Source organism: Caballeronia catudaia (assembly GCF_001544755.2).
In the GTDB taxonomy this organism is placed as follows: Bacteria; Pseudomonadota; Gammaproteobacteria; order Burkholderiales; family Burkholderiaceae; genus Caballeronia; species Caballeronia catudaia.
Map to the genome: position 1 here is coordinate 235,786 of NZ_FCOF02000008.1, position 15,963 is coordinate 251,748.

The window sequence follows — 15,963 nt, forward strand, 5'->3', positions numbered from 1 at the left end:
TTTGGGAGAACATTATCGCCGCGTTTGCGACGATTCAGCGATTGCGCGACGCTTCCGTCGTGACCGCTCCGGCCGTTGCTGTCGCGGTCGTCGTGTTCTGCGCGGCGCTGCCGTCGCAGAAAACGGCGGTCATCACCATCGGCACGACCTGCTTCACGACCGCCGTGCTGCCCGATTCGCGCACCTTCGCCTCCACCGTCTCCGACGCACCGAGCACCACCACGCCATATGCCGAATCGTTGATCGGCTGGCCGCTGCCGCGCTTGAACATGTCGTCGCCCTGCTCGTAGCCCAGCACGGCGTAGACGCGAAAGCCGTACGCCGTGAGTTCGCTGCCGTGCGTCGGCCTGAAAGCGTTGACGGAGTTGGCCTCGACGCGCATCGGCTGCGCATTGATGGACTTGTCGGCGACGAGCGGCGCAATGAATCGGTGCGCACTGGATTTGCAGTCGAGTTGACTTTCGAGCGGTGTCGCTTCGCACAGGCTGGGCAGCAGTCCCCCGACCACGGCAGCGAATGCGGTAAGCGTTGCGAGAGGAACGGTTTTCATGGCAGCGTTAAACCAACGGTTCGTAAGACCGACAGGGATGCTCGGGCATCTCCGTCGATGCAATAAGCGAGCCAGCGAACCGGCCCGCACGTCGCGCAGGCGCTGCATTATTCCCGCAATGGGGTGGTTTCTTGTGTGTTGGTCGAATTCTTGACCTTGGCGCTTCGCGCATTCCTCGTACGTGTCCGGCGATTCCTGCAAACACTTTGTAGTCGAGGCAATGACAGGTTCTGCGCTTCGACACGCGGCGTCTGTACGAGATCCCGCAATCTTTTCTTTCCGACGTGTCCGCCCGATGACACCGCGCGCCGTGGTGCCATCAGGGCACGAAGTCGATGAAATCGTTATATTCGGCGATTCGACCCTCGAGGACCTTACATGACTGTTCTCTCTGATTTTCCGATCACCAAAAAGTGGCCCGCACAGCATCCCGAGCGGATCCAGCTTTACTCGCTGCCGACGCCCAATGGCGTGAAAGTCTCGATCACGCTCGAAGAAACCGGCTTGCCTTACGAGCCGCATCTCGTTCGCTTCGATGCGAACGACCAGATGTCGGACGAGTTTTTGTCGCTCAATCCGAACAACAAGATTCCCGCGATCATCGATCCGAACGGGCCCAACGGCGAGCCGCTGCCGCTGTTCGAATCCGGCGCGATTCTCATCTACCTCGCGGCGAAGAGCGGCCAACTCATGCCCGACGATGTCGCGAAGCGCTATGAAACGCTGCAATGGCTGATGTTCCAGATGGGCGGCATCGGCCCGATGTTCGGCCAAGTCGGCTTCTTCCATAAGTTCGCCGGAAAGGACTACGAGGACAAGCGGCCGCGCGCGCGTTATGTCGCCGAGTCGAAGCGTCTGCTGGCCGTGCTCGACAAGCGCCTCGACGGGCGCGACTGGATCATGGGCGACGAGTACAGCATCGCGGATATTTCGGTGTTTCCGTGGGTGCGTAATCTGGTCGGCTTTTATGAAGCGCGGGAACTCGTCGATTTTCATGAGTTCGCGAACGTGGAGCGCGCGCTCGGCGCGTTTCTCGCGCGCCCCGCCGTGCAGCGCGGGTTGGATATTCCGAAGCGCGGGTGATATACGCGTTCAGTTGTCGGCAGGCGCTTGATGCGTCTGCCGAAGACGATTTCTCGTCCGCCCGACGCGAATCGCAGAACCGGTTCAGAATGAAAGGCGAAGCAGCGCGCGAATTTCGCACGCCGGGTGAAATGCGTTATGCATCAACGCGTTGACGCTACGATGCTCAGGATATCCACATGCTTGTGCACGAAATCTGTGGACAAGCGCGCGTTCATTTCAGCCGATCCGAATTCGCCCGTCGCTCGCGTTCTTCGATGCGATGCTCGACCGTGGTGACGCCATGAATGCCCTTTCCCGCTTTTGTTCTTTTCGCTATTCCCCGCCACGAAGGTTCCCTGCCATCGCGGCGATCGGGCTGATCTGCGCGGCGGCGCATGCGCAAACCCAATGTCCTGGCTATGTGGAAACCGATGCCGGCAGCGCATTCGACATTGCGTCGATCATCAGAGATACCGGGTCGCCGCAATCCGCGCTGGACAAGGTTCGTGGCGCGGTGGCGCGCGTCAATGCAGGCGGCGGATGCTCCATCTTCCGCGACCGTCTCGCCTGCGAGGAAACGCTTACGCTCGCGAACAAGGCGATCGCGGCGCTGCAAGCGTGCGCGTCGACGGGCGCGAGGCACGGCTAGCGCTTCCCGCAGACGTAAAAAAGCGCGTGCCACCTATTCGGCGGCACGCGCTTTTCGAATTCACCCGAACGTGGATTCGGGCGAATCGTAGGATCAGCGATCCAGGAACGGACGCAGCTTGTCGGCGCGGCTCGGATGCATGAGCTTGCGCATTGCCTTGCTCTCGATCTGACGAATACGCTCGCGCGTCACATCGAACTGCTTGCCGAGTTCTTCGAGCGTGTAGTCCGAAGCCGTGTCGATACCAAAGCGCATGCGCAGCACCTTAGCCTCGCGCGGCGACAGCGCGTTCAACGCGTCGTCGATTGCGGCGCGCATGTTCGCATGCACGGCGGCGTCGGCCGGCGATGCGGCGCCCTGGTCTTCGATCATGTCGCCGAGCGTCGCATCGGCATCTTCGCCGACCGGCGTTTCGAGCGAGACAGGCTGCTTCGCGATCTTGAGAATGCCGCGGATCTTCTCCTCGGGCATTTCCATGCGCTCGGCGAGCACCGACGGATGCGCTTCCTGACCGGTCTGCTGCAGGATCTCGCGCGAAATGCGGTTCAGCTTGTTGATCGTTTCGATCATGTGAACCGGCACGCGGATCGTGCGCGCCTGATCGGCGAGCGAACGCGTCACGGCCTGACGCACCCACCACGTGGCGTACGTCGAGAACTTCCAGCCACGGCGATATTCGAACTTGTCCACCGCCTTCATCAGACCGATGTTGCCTTCCTGAATCAAATCCAGGAATTGCATGCCGCGATTGACGTACTTCTTCGCAATCGAGATCACGAGACGCAGGTTCGCTTCGATCATCTCGCGCTTGGCCTGACGCATCTTCAACTCGGCAGCCGTCATCTGACGGTTGATCTGCTTGAGTTGCTTGAGCGGCATCTGAACCACGCCTTCGATGTCGATGAGCTTTTGCTGCTCGGCCTGAATCGCCGGCAGGCTGCGCTCGAGCGACGCGCCGTATTGCTTCCCACTGGCGGCCGCGCGCGTCGTCCATTCGAGGTCGGTTTCGTGACCTACGAAGGATTCGACGAACTTCTCACGCGGCATCCCGCAACGATCCACTGCGATCTGCAACACGCGACGCTCGAAATCGCGCACTTGCGCGACTTGCTGTTGGACGTCGGCACACAGACGGTCGATGGTCTTCGCCGTGAAACGGATCGAACCGAGCTCGCGCTGGATTTCGGCGCGCGCCTTTTCGACGGCCTTCGTCGCGACCACGCCCGATCCCTTAGGATTGCTTGCATGTTCCGCGAGTTCGCGCACGCGCGCGAAGATTTCGAGGCAATCCGCCTTGAGCTGCTTCAGGCGTGCTTCGTTCGAAGCGGCCGAATCGGCGCCGTCGAGATCGTCGTCGTCATCTTCGACGCTGTCGGATTCATCGGTGTCCGTATCGACATCGGTCGAGTCATTTGTTTCGGGTGCCGAAATATCGGCAGCCTCTTCCGTGTCGTCTTCTTTCAGACCGTCGACCAGTTCGTCGATCTTGAGCTCGCCCGATTCAACGTGCGCCGCGTCCGCGAGAATGGTCGCGACGGTCGACGGGCATGCCGCGATCGCCTGAATCATCTCGTGCAGACCATCTTCGATGCGCTTCGCGATAGCGATTTCGCCGGCACGTGTCAGCAGTTCGGTCGCGCCCATTTCGCGCATATACATGCGCACCGGGTCGGTCGTGCGGCCGAATTCGGAATCCACGGTCGACAGCGCGTTTTCCGCTTCTTCGTCCGATTGCTCGTCGGTAACCACGCTCGGGGCGCTATCGCTCAGAAGCAGCGTTTCGGCATCCGGCGCCTGCTCGTAGACCGCCACGCCCATGTCGTTGAACGTGGCGACGACCGTTTCCATCGCCGCGGTTTCGGCGAAGTTATCCGGCAGGTGGTCGTTGATCTCGGCGTGCGTCAGGTATCCACGTTCCTTGCCCAACTGGATGAGCGCGCGCATCTGGCGCTGACGCTCTTCATTCTGCTCCGCGGTCATTGCGACATCGGGCTGCATCGTGCCGGCCTGGCCCTTCCCTTTGTTCGCCCGTCGGCCCGGCGATTTGCGCGCCGGCGCGACGATATCCAGCTCCGAATCTTCCCGATCAAAACTTGCCATACTTTCTCCTCGACAGGTTTGCTCGGCGACGACAGATCCCCGGAAGCGAGCGTGACGGCTCGCAATGATTTCGATGACAGCTTCGACCACGGACGGCTTGCTGAAAATCGCATCGAGCAAAGCACACAGACCGCGCGTTCGGACGCGGTTTGCGTTTTCCAATCGCCCATTAAGGCGCAACCTTAGAGTATACCAGCGTTTACTGCGACGCAGCAGGTTTTTCAAAAAGTTTCCGTGATACGGCTATTTCCGATCTCCTGTGCGACGCGAGCGTTCATGATTTGTCTAAGGATTAACAAACGATCAACGCATCTCTTAAGAAGGCGTCGATGCGGCAGACGAGAGCGCCTTTAACAGAGAGCTCAGACGGAACGAATCTGCGGGATTCTGACCTGGCCGCGTGTCGGCATCCCTTGGCTTCATAGTTGGGACGACTCCGGCGCGTTTCAAGCGAAGAATGTGCTTTAGATCGCTCAGGTGCGCTTCGACGCGGCCCCTTGCGCTGGTAGTGCGTGCGGCAGCACCTGACGGCTCGGGAGGACGCGTCTGTCCGTTTATATCGTCATGCGTGAACGCGTTGCTGGCACTGTCCGTATCCCCCGGCACAATGCGCCCGGCATCGAGTGCTGCGACGAAGTCCTGTGCCCACGTGCCGGCGTGAACACGCGGTTGGGGCTCGTCGCGGTGACGGATCGTGATGGACCGCAGGTCGTCCGAGATGCGATATCGCCGAAGTCCGTCGTGGCTGACGAAGACTTGCCCAGCGTACTTAGCGATGACGTCGTCGGCACGTTGTGAGCGGAGTCGGTTCTGTACTTCCTCGGCGCGAGCGTCGCGTTGGGTTCGGATGCGATAGGCGAAATCGACCGGGGCGCGCAAAAGCGTGCGGAGATAGCTGATCGGATGCTTGGCGCGACTTAGCGGATTCCAGGCGGCTTCGACGACATCGGAAAGCAGCTTGCCGTGAAGTTTGGCTTCGCGCATCAGCTTGAAGATCAGAAATTCTCGAAAACCCAGCGGCAACAGGCGCTCGAGGTCAGCGGGAAGGCGTCCTGGTTGTCTCTTTTGAGTAGTTGGGATTAGATCCTTATATATAGCGCCGTCTGCCACGGTGACAGACGGACACGCGTAAGAAATAGCGGCTTCGGTTTTCGACGCGTCTTCCCTATGCGCGGGGGACGGCTTCTTGGCCTCGCTTTCGGGTTCGACCAAGCCGAGCAGGGTGGCTGCCTTGGGCGTGAGGTGGAGATATGCGCGACCGAACAAGCCGGCTTGACCATATCTTGTCTGGGGCGGGCGAGTGATGAGTCCGGCAACTTCGAGGTCGTCCAGACCGCGATAGAACGTGCGCATGGATTGCTGAGCACGTCCAGTGAGCAATTCTCGGCGCGCGAAGATCGGGGCATAGGGTCGAGTTGCATCGACGGTGCGCGCCAAAGCTGCGAGCAGTGCGCGCGCGCGTGCGGGTAGGGCGGCGGTGTGGGTCGCGCGATGCGCTGCGCGGAAGATCACCCAAGGTAGGTTCGATCGGTCGCAGGCATATTCGTCGAGAGCCTGTTGATCTTCAACAGTGGGCGAAGCTTTGGATGTTTGAGGGCGAGAAACAGCCTCGCCTGCAACGGAATGTTGCGCGATACGCATGTCAAGTACGTCCATTTCGAAAAATGGAAGACAAACGCTTGACTGCCGATCGCGTTCCGCTAAACTTCGAGGTGTGTACTCGTGACCCGATTGGCGTCGGGAAGCGGAACGGGCAATATGCAGTTAAGCCCGATATTCAAAAGCCTTCGGTTGGCGCCGAAGGCTTTTGTCTTTTATGCAGCTTGCTCGTTACATGGCAGCCTCATCAGTGCGTTTTCGGCAAGTCATTGATTTTCAAAGAAGTTCTACTAGGCTCAGTGCGTTACAACTACGGTTGATTTCGTTAAGTGGTTGATTTAAAACGAAAACCTACTAGAACCTCAGTCTTGCTCCGACTCGCTCAACGTTTTGTTGATGAAGTCGGCAATGCGTTGTCCCCACTGTTCTGCATCCGTCGCATCCCTTTCGAAGAAACGGACGCCTACCACGCCGTTGCGGGTAGAAATCTCGCAGACCTTCCTTCTTCCCGATCTGACTACCGTTGCGCTGGGCGCTGTTGACTTCGGTTTTTCAGCTGCCAGCGCGACCGCCCTGTCTTGCGTAAAGTTTTCGTCGTCAATCAACTTGCGAACAGCTTCGATCACTTTCTCCGATTTGCCAGCCTCGGTGAGTGCCGCCAGCTTCTGCGCCGCATTGCTTCCAAGTCGCTCGGGCTTTTCGGCCAGCGCAACTTTGGCTGCCTCAGGTAACGCATCGAACGAGAAGATTCGTGTGACGTGACTCTTGCTCAGGCCGGCACTCTCGGAAATCTGACTCCGTGACAGGCCGCTCAACTCTTGCAGTCGCTTGAAGTTCCAGTACTTCTCGAAGTCGGTCAGCGACGGCGACAGAAGATTCGAAAAAAACGCCGCGAATTCGATCTCACCTTCTTCGATCGACGCGACGTTCGCGCGAATCGTGGTTCGTCCGAGCTCGCGGTAGGCGGCCACGCGGTTATGTCCCGCGATGATCTCGTAGCGGCCCTCTGGCAGTACGCGCACCAAAATGGGCGTGGCGAGCGCATGCTGTGCGAGATTGCTTTTCAGCTCTTGAAACTGTTCTGCCGTCAGCTTCCGACGACGTCCGCTCACTTCGACGAGTACGTCGAGCGGAACTTCAAGTGCCGCGCGCTCCTCGAGTTGAGATTCGAGCTCCTTTATCCGCGCCTGAGCCGTGTTGATGCGATGTTGCGCATCCATCAGCCGCCCCGGCGACGTGCGCGGTTCGTTGTTCACCGGACGCGCTTGCGCTGGCTCGGTTGGCTTGCTGCCGATGTTCGCTGTCTTGGCGAGTAGTCTGTCCCCGATGCCCATTTACGCCTCCGTCTGATTCCACGCGCGCGCGAACTGCGCGTCGAGATGTTCAGCGAGCCGGTCGAGCGGCTCTTTGAATCGGTTGTATGCTGCCGTGCTGCCGTCCGGTTTCGACAGGTCGTAGACCGTCGACAGCTGTGCCGACGCGCCCTTCGGTACGGTCGACTCCGGAATCTCGAAGGGCAGCACACGGTCGCCATAGGCTTTCTGAAGCCAACCGCGCACAACGCGCGAAACATCGTCCGACTTTGCTTTCGTCATGATTACGTTCACGAAATCGAATCGCTTTTGCTCGAGCACGCCCGGCAGTTTCTTCGCGATATCGGCGAAGAGATGCCAGAACTGCGTCGAACTTGCGAAGTCGAGCGCCTCGGGCGGGCAGGGCAGCAAAATCGCATCCGACGCGAGCAGCGCGTTGATGGTCAGGTAGCTGAGTGCAGGAGGGGTGTCGATGACGATCGCGTCGTATTCATCGGTGAGCGGCATCAGTCCCTTGCGAACGATTTCCCAGAATTCGAACGTGCTGTCGTTCAAAACCTTCGCGGGAATCTCGAATTCGGCGTCGAAAAGGGACGACGATGCGGGAATGAGATCGAGGTTGTGCCAGTAGGTTTCCTGCACCGCATAGTGCAGTGTCGTCTGGTCGCCGTAGATCAGCGGAAGAAGCGTCTGATCGTCGGAGATTTCCGCGTCGGGCGCCCATCCGCATAGCTGGGTGGTCGTGCCCTGCGGATCGCAATCGATGACGAGCACTCTGCGGCCGAGCAGCGTCAACGCCTGCGCGGCAGAGACGGCCGTGGTCGTCTTGGCGACGCCGCCTTTGAAATTCGCAATGGTCACGATCCGCCCGCGTTTGCCTTCCGGTCGGCGGGGGCGCTCTTTCGTTGCCCGGATCCAGGTCAGCGCTTCTTCGAGCGCGAACTCCTTGCTGCGGCCCGCGCCCTTCGACGTTCCCGCAGGCAAATCGCCCTTGGTCGTCAGGTACTGGAATCGCTGCTTGTCGATTCCGCAGAGCGACGCAACCTGCGCGCTCGTGAATGTTGGCGCGCTTTTGCGCGGATACGGCTCCAACATTGCATCGCGGATCTGATTGAGAATATCAGTGGCTTGCGCGGCCACTCCCAATAGCGTTTCGATCGAAACGGATTGATCGACTTCGGGAAGCCGAGCGCTTAGCATGGAATTCGCAGTCACTGGCGGGCCTGGGTAAGCAATAAATTATTCGGTTTGTGGAAAACAAGCTGCAAACCGAAGAATAAACGGCGAACCGGTAAACCTCAAGTAAACTCTGAAGTACTTGAGCGCCCTTGCCGGGCATTTTTACAACGCTTTCCGCTCGTGTAAACGCGAAACTAAGAGGATTCTGCGATTTTCGAGGCCATCGAGGCGCTGCGGATCAGCTTCTCGACGCCGAGAAAGCGCCCAACATCCTCAGTTTTGAGATACAGCGAGGTAGTCGAGACATCGGCATGACCGAGTCCGACGCTGACTTCGCGCAGTTCCGCGCCGTGCCCAAGCGCGTGGGTAGAGTGAGTGTGACGAAGCCAGTGCGTGCTGGCGCACTGCAACTGCCGCCCGCTTCCGGGTGCCCGCGCGTCCATGAACGCCGCCGCGTTCGAAAAGATGCTCTTGAATATCTTTCCGATACCGTCAGGCGTCACCGGCTGGCCGCCGCGCGCTTGCGCCAGAATTGGCGTGCCTTCGGCACAGTCCAACGGGCTCGGAAGGCCGCGCAACGCGAGATTTTCGGAAAGCGCTTCCACGACCGCAGGCGGCAACAGCACCGTACGCGACGATCTCCGGCCCCGGTCCACGGCAAGACGCCAGACCACGCCGTCAAGGCCGGACAGCCGCCCCACGCTCAACGCGCAAGTTGTCGCGGCGGCGAGTTCGGCGCGGCGCAGGCCCGTGGCGTAAGCCAGCAGGAGCGCCAATCGGTCGCGGTGCTCGGCAAACGAATACTCCGTTCGCTCGACCGACCGCAGCACGCATGCCCACTCGTCCCGGCCGAGTGTGCGGCTGACCGAATCGAAGACTGGTGGCGCCACGACGCGCGCGAGCCCCGCGAACGGATTGACCCCCAAATATCGCTGGTCGACCAGCCATTCGCCCATCGCGCTCAAGATCGAACGCGCCGTTTCACGGCTTCGTTCTGAAAGCGGCCCCGCAAACGGCCGCCAGCTCGCGAAGCATCGCTCGCCGCGCTGAGTCGCGATCCAGCGCGCCGCTGGCGCCGGATTCGAAAGAAACGCACCGATGTATTCGGCGCAATCGCTCGCATCGAGCGATGAGAGCGGCTTGCTCTTCTCCACCAATGCCCACAGCAACAGGCGCTCCGCCTCCCGCCGATACGCACGCCGCGTATGCGCGCTGCTCGACCGCGCGTCGAGCCAGGCCGTAATTGCCCGGATATCGGTGTCGAAGCGGGACGCCGCACTCACGCGATTCGACCCTTTCGAACCGTCGAACGCATCGGGAACGCGCAACGCTTCGAGCGGCGCGATGGCGACCGTATCGCTCGGTTCGATCTCCGACGGCTGCGCTGCCGCGATGTCGTCGGTTCGCCACTGCCGCCTCGGCCGCAGTGCAAGCGGCGACAGCGTATGCCGAAGCGCCTGGCTGTGCAGTTGCAGCCAGTCGACGACGCGTTGCGCGCCTTTCGGCCCGAGCCGGGGCACCGCCGCGTACCAGCGATGCCGCCGCCGTTCGATCAGTTCGATGACATCGGACAGTGTCGTCAGTCCAGCCGACGTTAATCGCGCCGTAATCGCAGGCTCGAACCAACCGTCGACAGGATGATCCGGACTCGGATCCTGGGCGAGCGACGCCTCCATGCGCGCGAGCGCTTCGGCCTGCCGTCGTCGCAGTCGCGCATTGCGTGTGGCGCGCCGATCCAAGGTTGGCGAGCTTTGCGGCGGATAGGCTTCCTCATACAGCGCGAGCAATTCCGACTCGCCGTAAACGCCGTCCGGGTCGATGTTCTCGCGAAAGTCGTCGAGCGTGGGCACCGCAGCGGCCGGCGGCGGCTCGAAAAGCGGAATGCTGCCAGGGCGAAGCCGCAGCAGATGCGCCGCCTCGGTATCGCGGGCGCGCCGGGCAAGGACCGAGAGCGTGTCGCGCAGGGCGTCGATCAGCCGCCGGGTGGTGCGCACGTCGGTACTGGCGTCGCCATACGAGGTGTGCAGTTGCGCTTCCGACACGCCGTCGAGATAACCCCGATACAGCGCGAAGTGCTGACGCGTGAGTCGGCTAGGGCCGCGCAGACGCGTCTGATTCAGGCTATCGTCTGTCGAACGACGTGCAGGCGCTTCCATTTATCCTTTCTTATCAACGATTTGCGGGAAGATTATCAACCACCTTCGAATCTGACAAGAAAAATCGCTACATCTGATAAGTCGATTTATCAGCGTCACGATTCATTATCGACGCGTGATTGACTCGCGCGCTTGAATGTTCATCCGGCGCGGCGCATATTTCCAGCACGCCGACAGACGGTACTCCGCAGGAGAAACGAGCCGTGCTTGATCCTGTACGCCCCGCTTCGAAACCGCCCGAGCAGGACGACGCGTTCCGCCCGAGTTTGCCGGAGGTGTACGCGTCGGTGCACGTGCCGTCGGACGGGCGATGGATTCGACGCTTCCTCGCCTTCGCCGGTCCCGGCTACATGATTTCCGTCGGCTACATGGACCCCGGCAACTGGGCGACCGATCTCGCCGGCGGCTCGCGCTTCGGCTATACGCTGCTTGCGGTCATCCTGCTCTCCAACCTGATGGCGATTCTGCTACAGGCGCTCGCGGTGCGGCTGGGCGTCGCGACCGGCCGCGATCTCGCGCAGGCATGCCGCGATCACTATTCGAAACCCGTGAACTCCGCGCTCTGGCTCGCGTGCGAGACGGCGATCGTCGCATGCGATCTCGCCGAGGTAATCGGCACCGCCATCGCACTGAATCTGCTGTTCGGCATTCCGCTGATCGCGGGCGCGCTGCTGACCGCGCTCGACGCTTTCCTCTTGCTGCTGCTGATGAACAAAGGCTTTCGATTGCTGGAAGCGTTCGTCATCGCGCTGCTCATCGTGATCGCGGGCTGCTTCACGTTGCAGATCGCCGCCGCCTCGCCGCCGTTCGCGGATGTGCTGCGCGGCTTCGTGCCGTCGCCGCGCATCGTCGCCGACCGCGAAATGCTCTATGTTGCGATCGGCATTCTCGGTGCGACGGTCATGCCGCACAACCTTTATCTGCATTCGTCGGTCGTCCAGACGCGCGCCTACGGAAAATCGGTCGCGGCCCGGCGCGATGCAATCCGCTGGGCGACCATCGACAGCACCATCGCGCTGACACTCGCGTTGTTCATCAACGCGGCCATCCTGATCGTCGCCGCCGCCGTGTTTCATGCGAGCGGGCACGACGACGTCGCGGAAATCGGTGATGCTTTCCGATTGCTTTCACCGCTGCTGGGCCTGAGCATCGCATCGACGCTCTTCGCGGTTGCCTTGCTCGCGTCCGGTCTGAACTCGACCGTCACCGCGACGCTCGCCGGCCAGATCGTGATGGAAGGTTTCCTGCGCCTGCGCATTCCGAACTGGGCGCGGCGGCTGATCACGCGCGCAATCGCGATCGTGCCAGTGATCATCGTGACCGCGATCTACGGCGAAAAGGGCACGGGCCAACTGCTCGTGCTGAGCCAAGTGATTCTGTCGATGCAACTGCCGTTCGCCGTCATTCCGCTGGTGCGCTTCGTGTCGGACCGCCGCACGATGGGCGTCTTCGCGATCTCGCGCTGGACGGCCGCGCTGGCGTGGCTGGTCGCGGGCGTGATCGTCGTGCTGAACGTGAAGCTGCTTGCCGACACGCTGCTGTCCTGAACGCACGGCGCGCGCCGCCAAAAAACTCGCTCTATATATATGAGGAGACCCGGACAATGAGCGGCACGTTCATCGACATCAGGCTTCGCGACGGCGCGGCAATTCCCGCTTACGTGACGCAGCCCGCGAAAGGCTCGGGTCCGGGCATCGTTCTGCTGCACGATACGGCGGGCCTCGACGACTTCGTCCGGCGCACTGCCGATCTGTACGCCGAAGAGGGCTATGTGGTGCTCGCGCCGCAACTTCCACCGCGCGACCCCAAGCCCGGCGGCGTCGCGGCGAAAAATTTCGCGGCGCTCGTCGATGGCCTGCGCGCGTTGCCGCAACACGCTGGGAAAATCGGCGTGGTGGGTTTCGGGCGCGGCGGGCAACTCGCGACGCGCATCGCCGCGCAGGCGGACGTCGATTGCGCCGCCTGCTACTGCCCCGATGACTTCGCCGCCTTGCTCGCCGATATCCCGACGATCCGCTGCCCGATGGTCTTCCACTTCGCCGAAAGCGGCTCGCACGATCCGAGCGAAGTCGAGGCCGCGCTCGCGAACAAGCCGCACATCGAGCGCTACGTTTATCCGGGCACATCGAATGGCTTCATCGTTTCGGAAAGCGAACATTTCGACAAGCCCGCCGCGCTGATGGCTTATTCACGCACGCTGTCGATGCTGCGTAAAGTGCTCGGGCCGCTCTTCGATCTCGATTCGTTGTGGGAACGGCACTGTTACTTCGAGTTCGGCACGCGCGATGTCGACGCCGTGATGCCGACGATGGTCGATCAGCCATACGTGAATCACGTGCCGACGATGACCGGCGGTGTCGGTCACGATCAGCTCAAGCGTTTCTACCGATATCACTTCATCCATTCGAATCCGGCCGACACGAAGCTGATTCCGGTGTCGCGCACGATCGGCGCGGACCGCGTCGTCGATGAGTTCGTATTCTGTGCGACGCATGATCGCGAGATCGACTGGCTATTGCCGGGGCTCGCGCCGACCGGCCGATACTTCGAAGTGCCGATGCTCGCGGTGATCCGCTTTCGCGGCGACAAGCTCTATAACGAGCATATCTACTGGGATCAGGCTTCGGTGCTCGTGCAGATCGGCGCGCTGAATCCCGAAGGCCTGCCGGTTGCGGGAAGGCAAACTGCGCGCAAGCTGATCGATGAAACATTGCCGAGCAATGAACTCATGCCCGGCTGGGCATCGAGCGCGGGCAAGCCGATCTGACGGGCGATCGAGCTTTCTTTGCAAAGCCCAATGCGTGCACTAATCTGTGCACAGCATTGCGGGCGAGCCGTGCACGCGGGCCGTAACGATATACGGGGCTGCTGATCAAATCGAAACCGTCCGCATGGCCGGAGAAGTCATGCGCCGCTCGTTCCTTCCAGTCCGATCGACGCCGCTCGCGCATGCGCTTTCGCTCGCGTTCGGCGTTTCTTGTCTCTTCCGCGCACTGCCCACGTTCGGCGCGTGCGACAACAACGCGCCCCAGTCCGGCGTGACGGCCACGTGCGACACGCGCTTGCCCAATCCGTCGACCTTGTCGGTCATCGCGGTGCCGGGCAGCGTCAACGTGACGATCAACGTTCTGCCCGGCGCCGAGCTCGACATCATCAATCGCAACGGACTATTCGTGCGCGATACGAGCACCGCGACGAACAGTGGAACGCTGCACGTGACCGGCGACAGCTTTGACGGAATGACCTCACAAAGCACCGCGTTGGGACGCAACACGCTGGTGAACCGCGGCGTCGTGTCAACAGCAGGCTTTAGCTCGGAAGCGATGTTCAACAGCGCGGCGGCCGTCATCATGCGCAACGAGGCCGGTGGCTCGCTCACGACGAGCGGCGCGAACGCCACCGCGATGAACGATTTCAGCAGTCCAGGCGGCGGCGCGCTCACCAACGACGGCACGATCGTCACGAGCGGCTCGAATTCGAGCGGAATGGGCGCGCGTACCGGCGGCGACACACTCATCAATAACGGCTCTATCGCGACGACCGGCACATCGGCGCACGGCATGCTCGCCAATGGCGGTATCGTGAACGGTCCCGGCAACAACGTCATCACGAACAACGGAACGATCGACGTGTCCGGCGGCAACGCGCACGGCATCGTCTCGCTCGATGCATCGCCGGGCACGATCACCAACACCGGCACGATCATCGCGCGCGGCACGGGCGGCCTGGGCATGTCCATCGCGAGTCGCGCGGCGATCGTGAATGCGGAGAACGCGAGCATCACGAGTCAGAAGGCAAGCGCGATCGTCGCGAATGGCGGCGGCACGCTCGACAACGCGGGCACGATTCAAGGCACGACGGGCGTGACGATCGCCAACGGCGGCGAGACGATCGACAACACGGGCACGATTCGCGGCACGGGCGCGGAGGCGATTGCGGCAAGGGGAAACATCAACGTGTCCGTCACGAACACCGGAACGATCGCGGGCGGCGCGGGCGTCGCGGTGCGCACCGATACTGGCCGCGATACGTTCACGATGAACGGCGGCGTGGTCACCGGACAGATTCGGCAGGGCGATGGCGTCGACGCATTCACGATGACCGCCGGCCAGCTCGACTCGCTCGATCAGGGCGACGGGCGCGACACGTTCACCATGTCGGGCGGGCGCATCGTCGGCGTCTTTGCGAACGGCGATGTCGCGCTGGTCACGGGCGGGCGCATCGGCAGCGTCGATCTGAACGTCGGCTCCAATATCTATGACATGTCGGGCGGGCAGGTCGACGGCAACGTCACCGCCGCGCAGAACGACGATACGTTCACGCTTTCTGGCGGCACGATCGGCGGGCGCGTGGATCTCGGCAGCGGCAACAACGCGTTGACGATCACGGGCGGGGCCATCGGGCAGGGCGTCTCGACCTCCTCCGGCGCGGACGCGCTGACATGGAGCGGCGGCACGATCGCGGGACCGGTAACACTCGGCGCGGGCGACGACACGGCCGTGCTCCGCAACCTGAACGATCCCGCGCTCGCCGCGATCACGCAGTTCGACGGCGGCCCGGGCTCGGATTCGCTCACGCTCGACAACGTGCAGGCAAGCGGTCTCTCGCGCTTTTCCAATTGGGAGACGGTGAACGCGTCTAACAATACGCAATTGACTTTCGATGCGAACGGACTGACGCTCGGCGATGCCGCGACAGGCACGGGCACGCTCAATCTCGATGCGACGAGCACGATTCTCGCGGGCGGCATCGGACGCACTTCGATGCGGCCGGCGATCGCGGGGCAACTCGTCACGTTGAACAACGCGGGAACGATCGATTTGACGAACGGCGGCACGAGCACGAGCGACGAATTCGTCGTGAACGGCAATTACACCGGCACGGCGGGACGGCTTCTGGTGCAGAGCGTGCTCGCGGCCGACGGCGCGCCGAGCGACAAGCTCGTGATTGCGCAGGGCGCGGGCGGAGGCACGACGTCGATCGGCGTAACGAACGTCGGCGGAACGGGCGGGCTGACGGTGAACGACGGCATTATGGTCGTTCAGGCGACGAATGGCGCGACGACATCGGCGGGCGCGTTCACGCTTGCGCGTCCGATGGAGGCCGGTGCGTACACCTATTACCTGTTCAAGGGCGGCGTGAGCGCGGGAACGGCGGACAACTGGTATCTGCGTTCGAGCGTGCCACCGGCGCCTGCTGCCCCAACGCCGACGCCAACGCCGACGCCGACGCCGACGCCGACGCCCACGCCGACGCCCACGCCCACGCCCACGCCCACGCCCACGCCGACGCCCACGCCCACGCCCACGCCCACGCCCACGCCGACGCCCACGCCCACGCCCACGCCCACGC

The 15,963-nt window shown here is 62.0% G+C and carries 10 protein-coding genes and 1 pseudogene; 5 read left to right on the forward strand and 6 right to left on the reverse strand.

Features of this window, described 5'->3' with window-relative positions:
• Window positions 1-34 precede the first annotated feature (34 nt).
• Complete coding sequence (locus AWB75_RS11925; RefSeq protein WP_061124282.1) at window positions 35-550, reverse strand: hypothetical protein; 516 nt, start codon at window positions 548-550, stop codon at window positions 35-37.
• A gap of 378 nt (window positions 551-928) precedes the next feature.
• On the opposite strand from AWB75_RS11925, the gene AWB75_RS11930 reads away from it, so the two are divergent.
• A complete protein-coding gene (locus AWB75_RS11930) occupies window positions 929-1,633 on the forward strand; it encodes a glutathione S-transferase N-terminal domain-containing protein (protein ID WP_061124283.1) in 705 nt (234 codons plus the stop codon).
• 283 nt (window positions 1,634-1,916) lie between these two features.
• Window positions 1,917-2,264, forward strand: a complete 348-nt coding sequence (locus AWB75_RS11935) for a hypothetical protein (RefSeq protein ID WP_061124284.1) — start codon at window positions 1,917-1,919, stop codon at window positions 2,262-2,264.
• 93 nt (window positions 2,265-2,357) lie between these two features.
• Here the strand turns inward: AWB75_RS11935 and rpoD are convergent, their stop codons facing one another.
• The 5 genes from rpoD to AWB75_RS11960 form a co-directional block, all read right to left on the reverse strand.
• A complete protein-coding gene (gene rpoD, locus AWB75_RS11940) occupies window positions 2,358-4,364 on the reverse strand; it encodes an RNA polymerase sigma factor RpoD (protein ID WP_061124285.1) in 2,007 nt (668 codons plus the stop codon).
• Between the two features lie 315 nt (window positions 4,365-4,679).
• A complete protein-coding gene (locus AWB75_RS11945) occupies window positions 4,680-6,005 on the reverse strand; it encodes a replication protein O (protein ID WP_235012072.1) in 1,326 nt (441 codons plus the stop codon).
• Window positions 6,006-6,325: 320 nt separating this feature from the next.
• Entirely contained in the window at window positions 6,326-7,297 is a 972-nt protein-coding gene (locus tag AWB75_RS11950) for a ParB/RepB/Spo0J family partition protein (protein ID WP_061124287.1), read from the reverse strand.
• Complete coding sequence (locus AWB75_RS11955) at window positions 7,298-8,476, reverse strand: ParA family protein (RefSeq protein ID WP_061124288.1); 1,179 nt, start codon at window positions 8,474-8,476, stop codon at window positions 7,298-7,300. It lies immediately after the preceding gene.
• A 173-nt stretch (window positions 8,477-8,649) separates the two neighbouring features.
• On the reverse strand, window positions 8,650-10,611 hold the full coding sequence (locus AWB75_RS11960; protein ID WP_061124289.1) for a phage integrase family protein: 1,962 nt from the start codon (window positions 10,609-10,611) through the stop codon (window positions 8,650-8,652).
• A 203-nt stretch (window positions 10,612-10,814) separates the two neighbouring features.
• Here AWB75_RS11960 and AWB75_RS11965 point away from each other — a divergent pair, with 203 nt between their 5' ends.
• The 3 genes and pseudogenes from AWB75_RS11965 to AWB75_RS11975 form a co-directional block, all read left to right on the forward strand.
• On the forward strand, window positions 10,815-12,158 hold the full coding sequence (locus AWB75_RS11965; protein ID WP_061124290.1) for an Nramp family divalent metal transporter: 1,344 nt from the start codon (window positions 10,815-10,817) through the stop codon (window positions 12,156-12,158).
• 56 nt (window positions 12,159-12,214) lie between these two features.
• A complete protein-coding gene (locus AWB75_RS11970; RefSeq protein WP_061124291.1) occupies window positions 12,215-13,378 on the forward strand; it encodes a dienelactone hydrolase family protein in 1,164 nt (387 codons plus the stop codon).
• Between the two features lie 124 nt (window positions 13,379-13,502).
• Window positions 13,503-15,963: pseudogene (locus AWB75_RS11975) on the forward strand (autotransporter adhesin family protein); the annotation flags it as partial.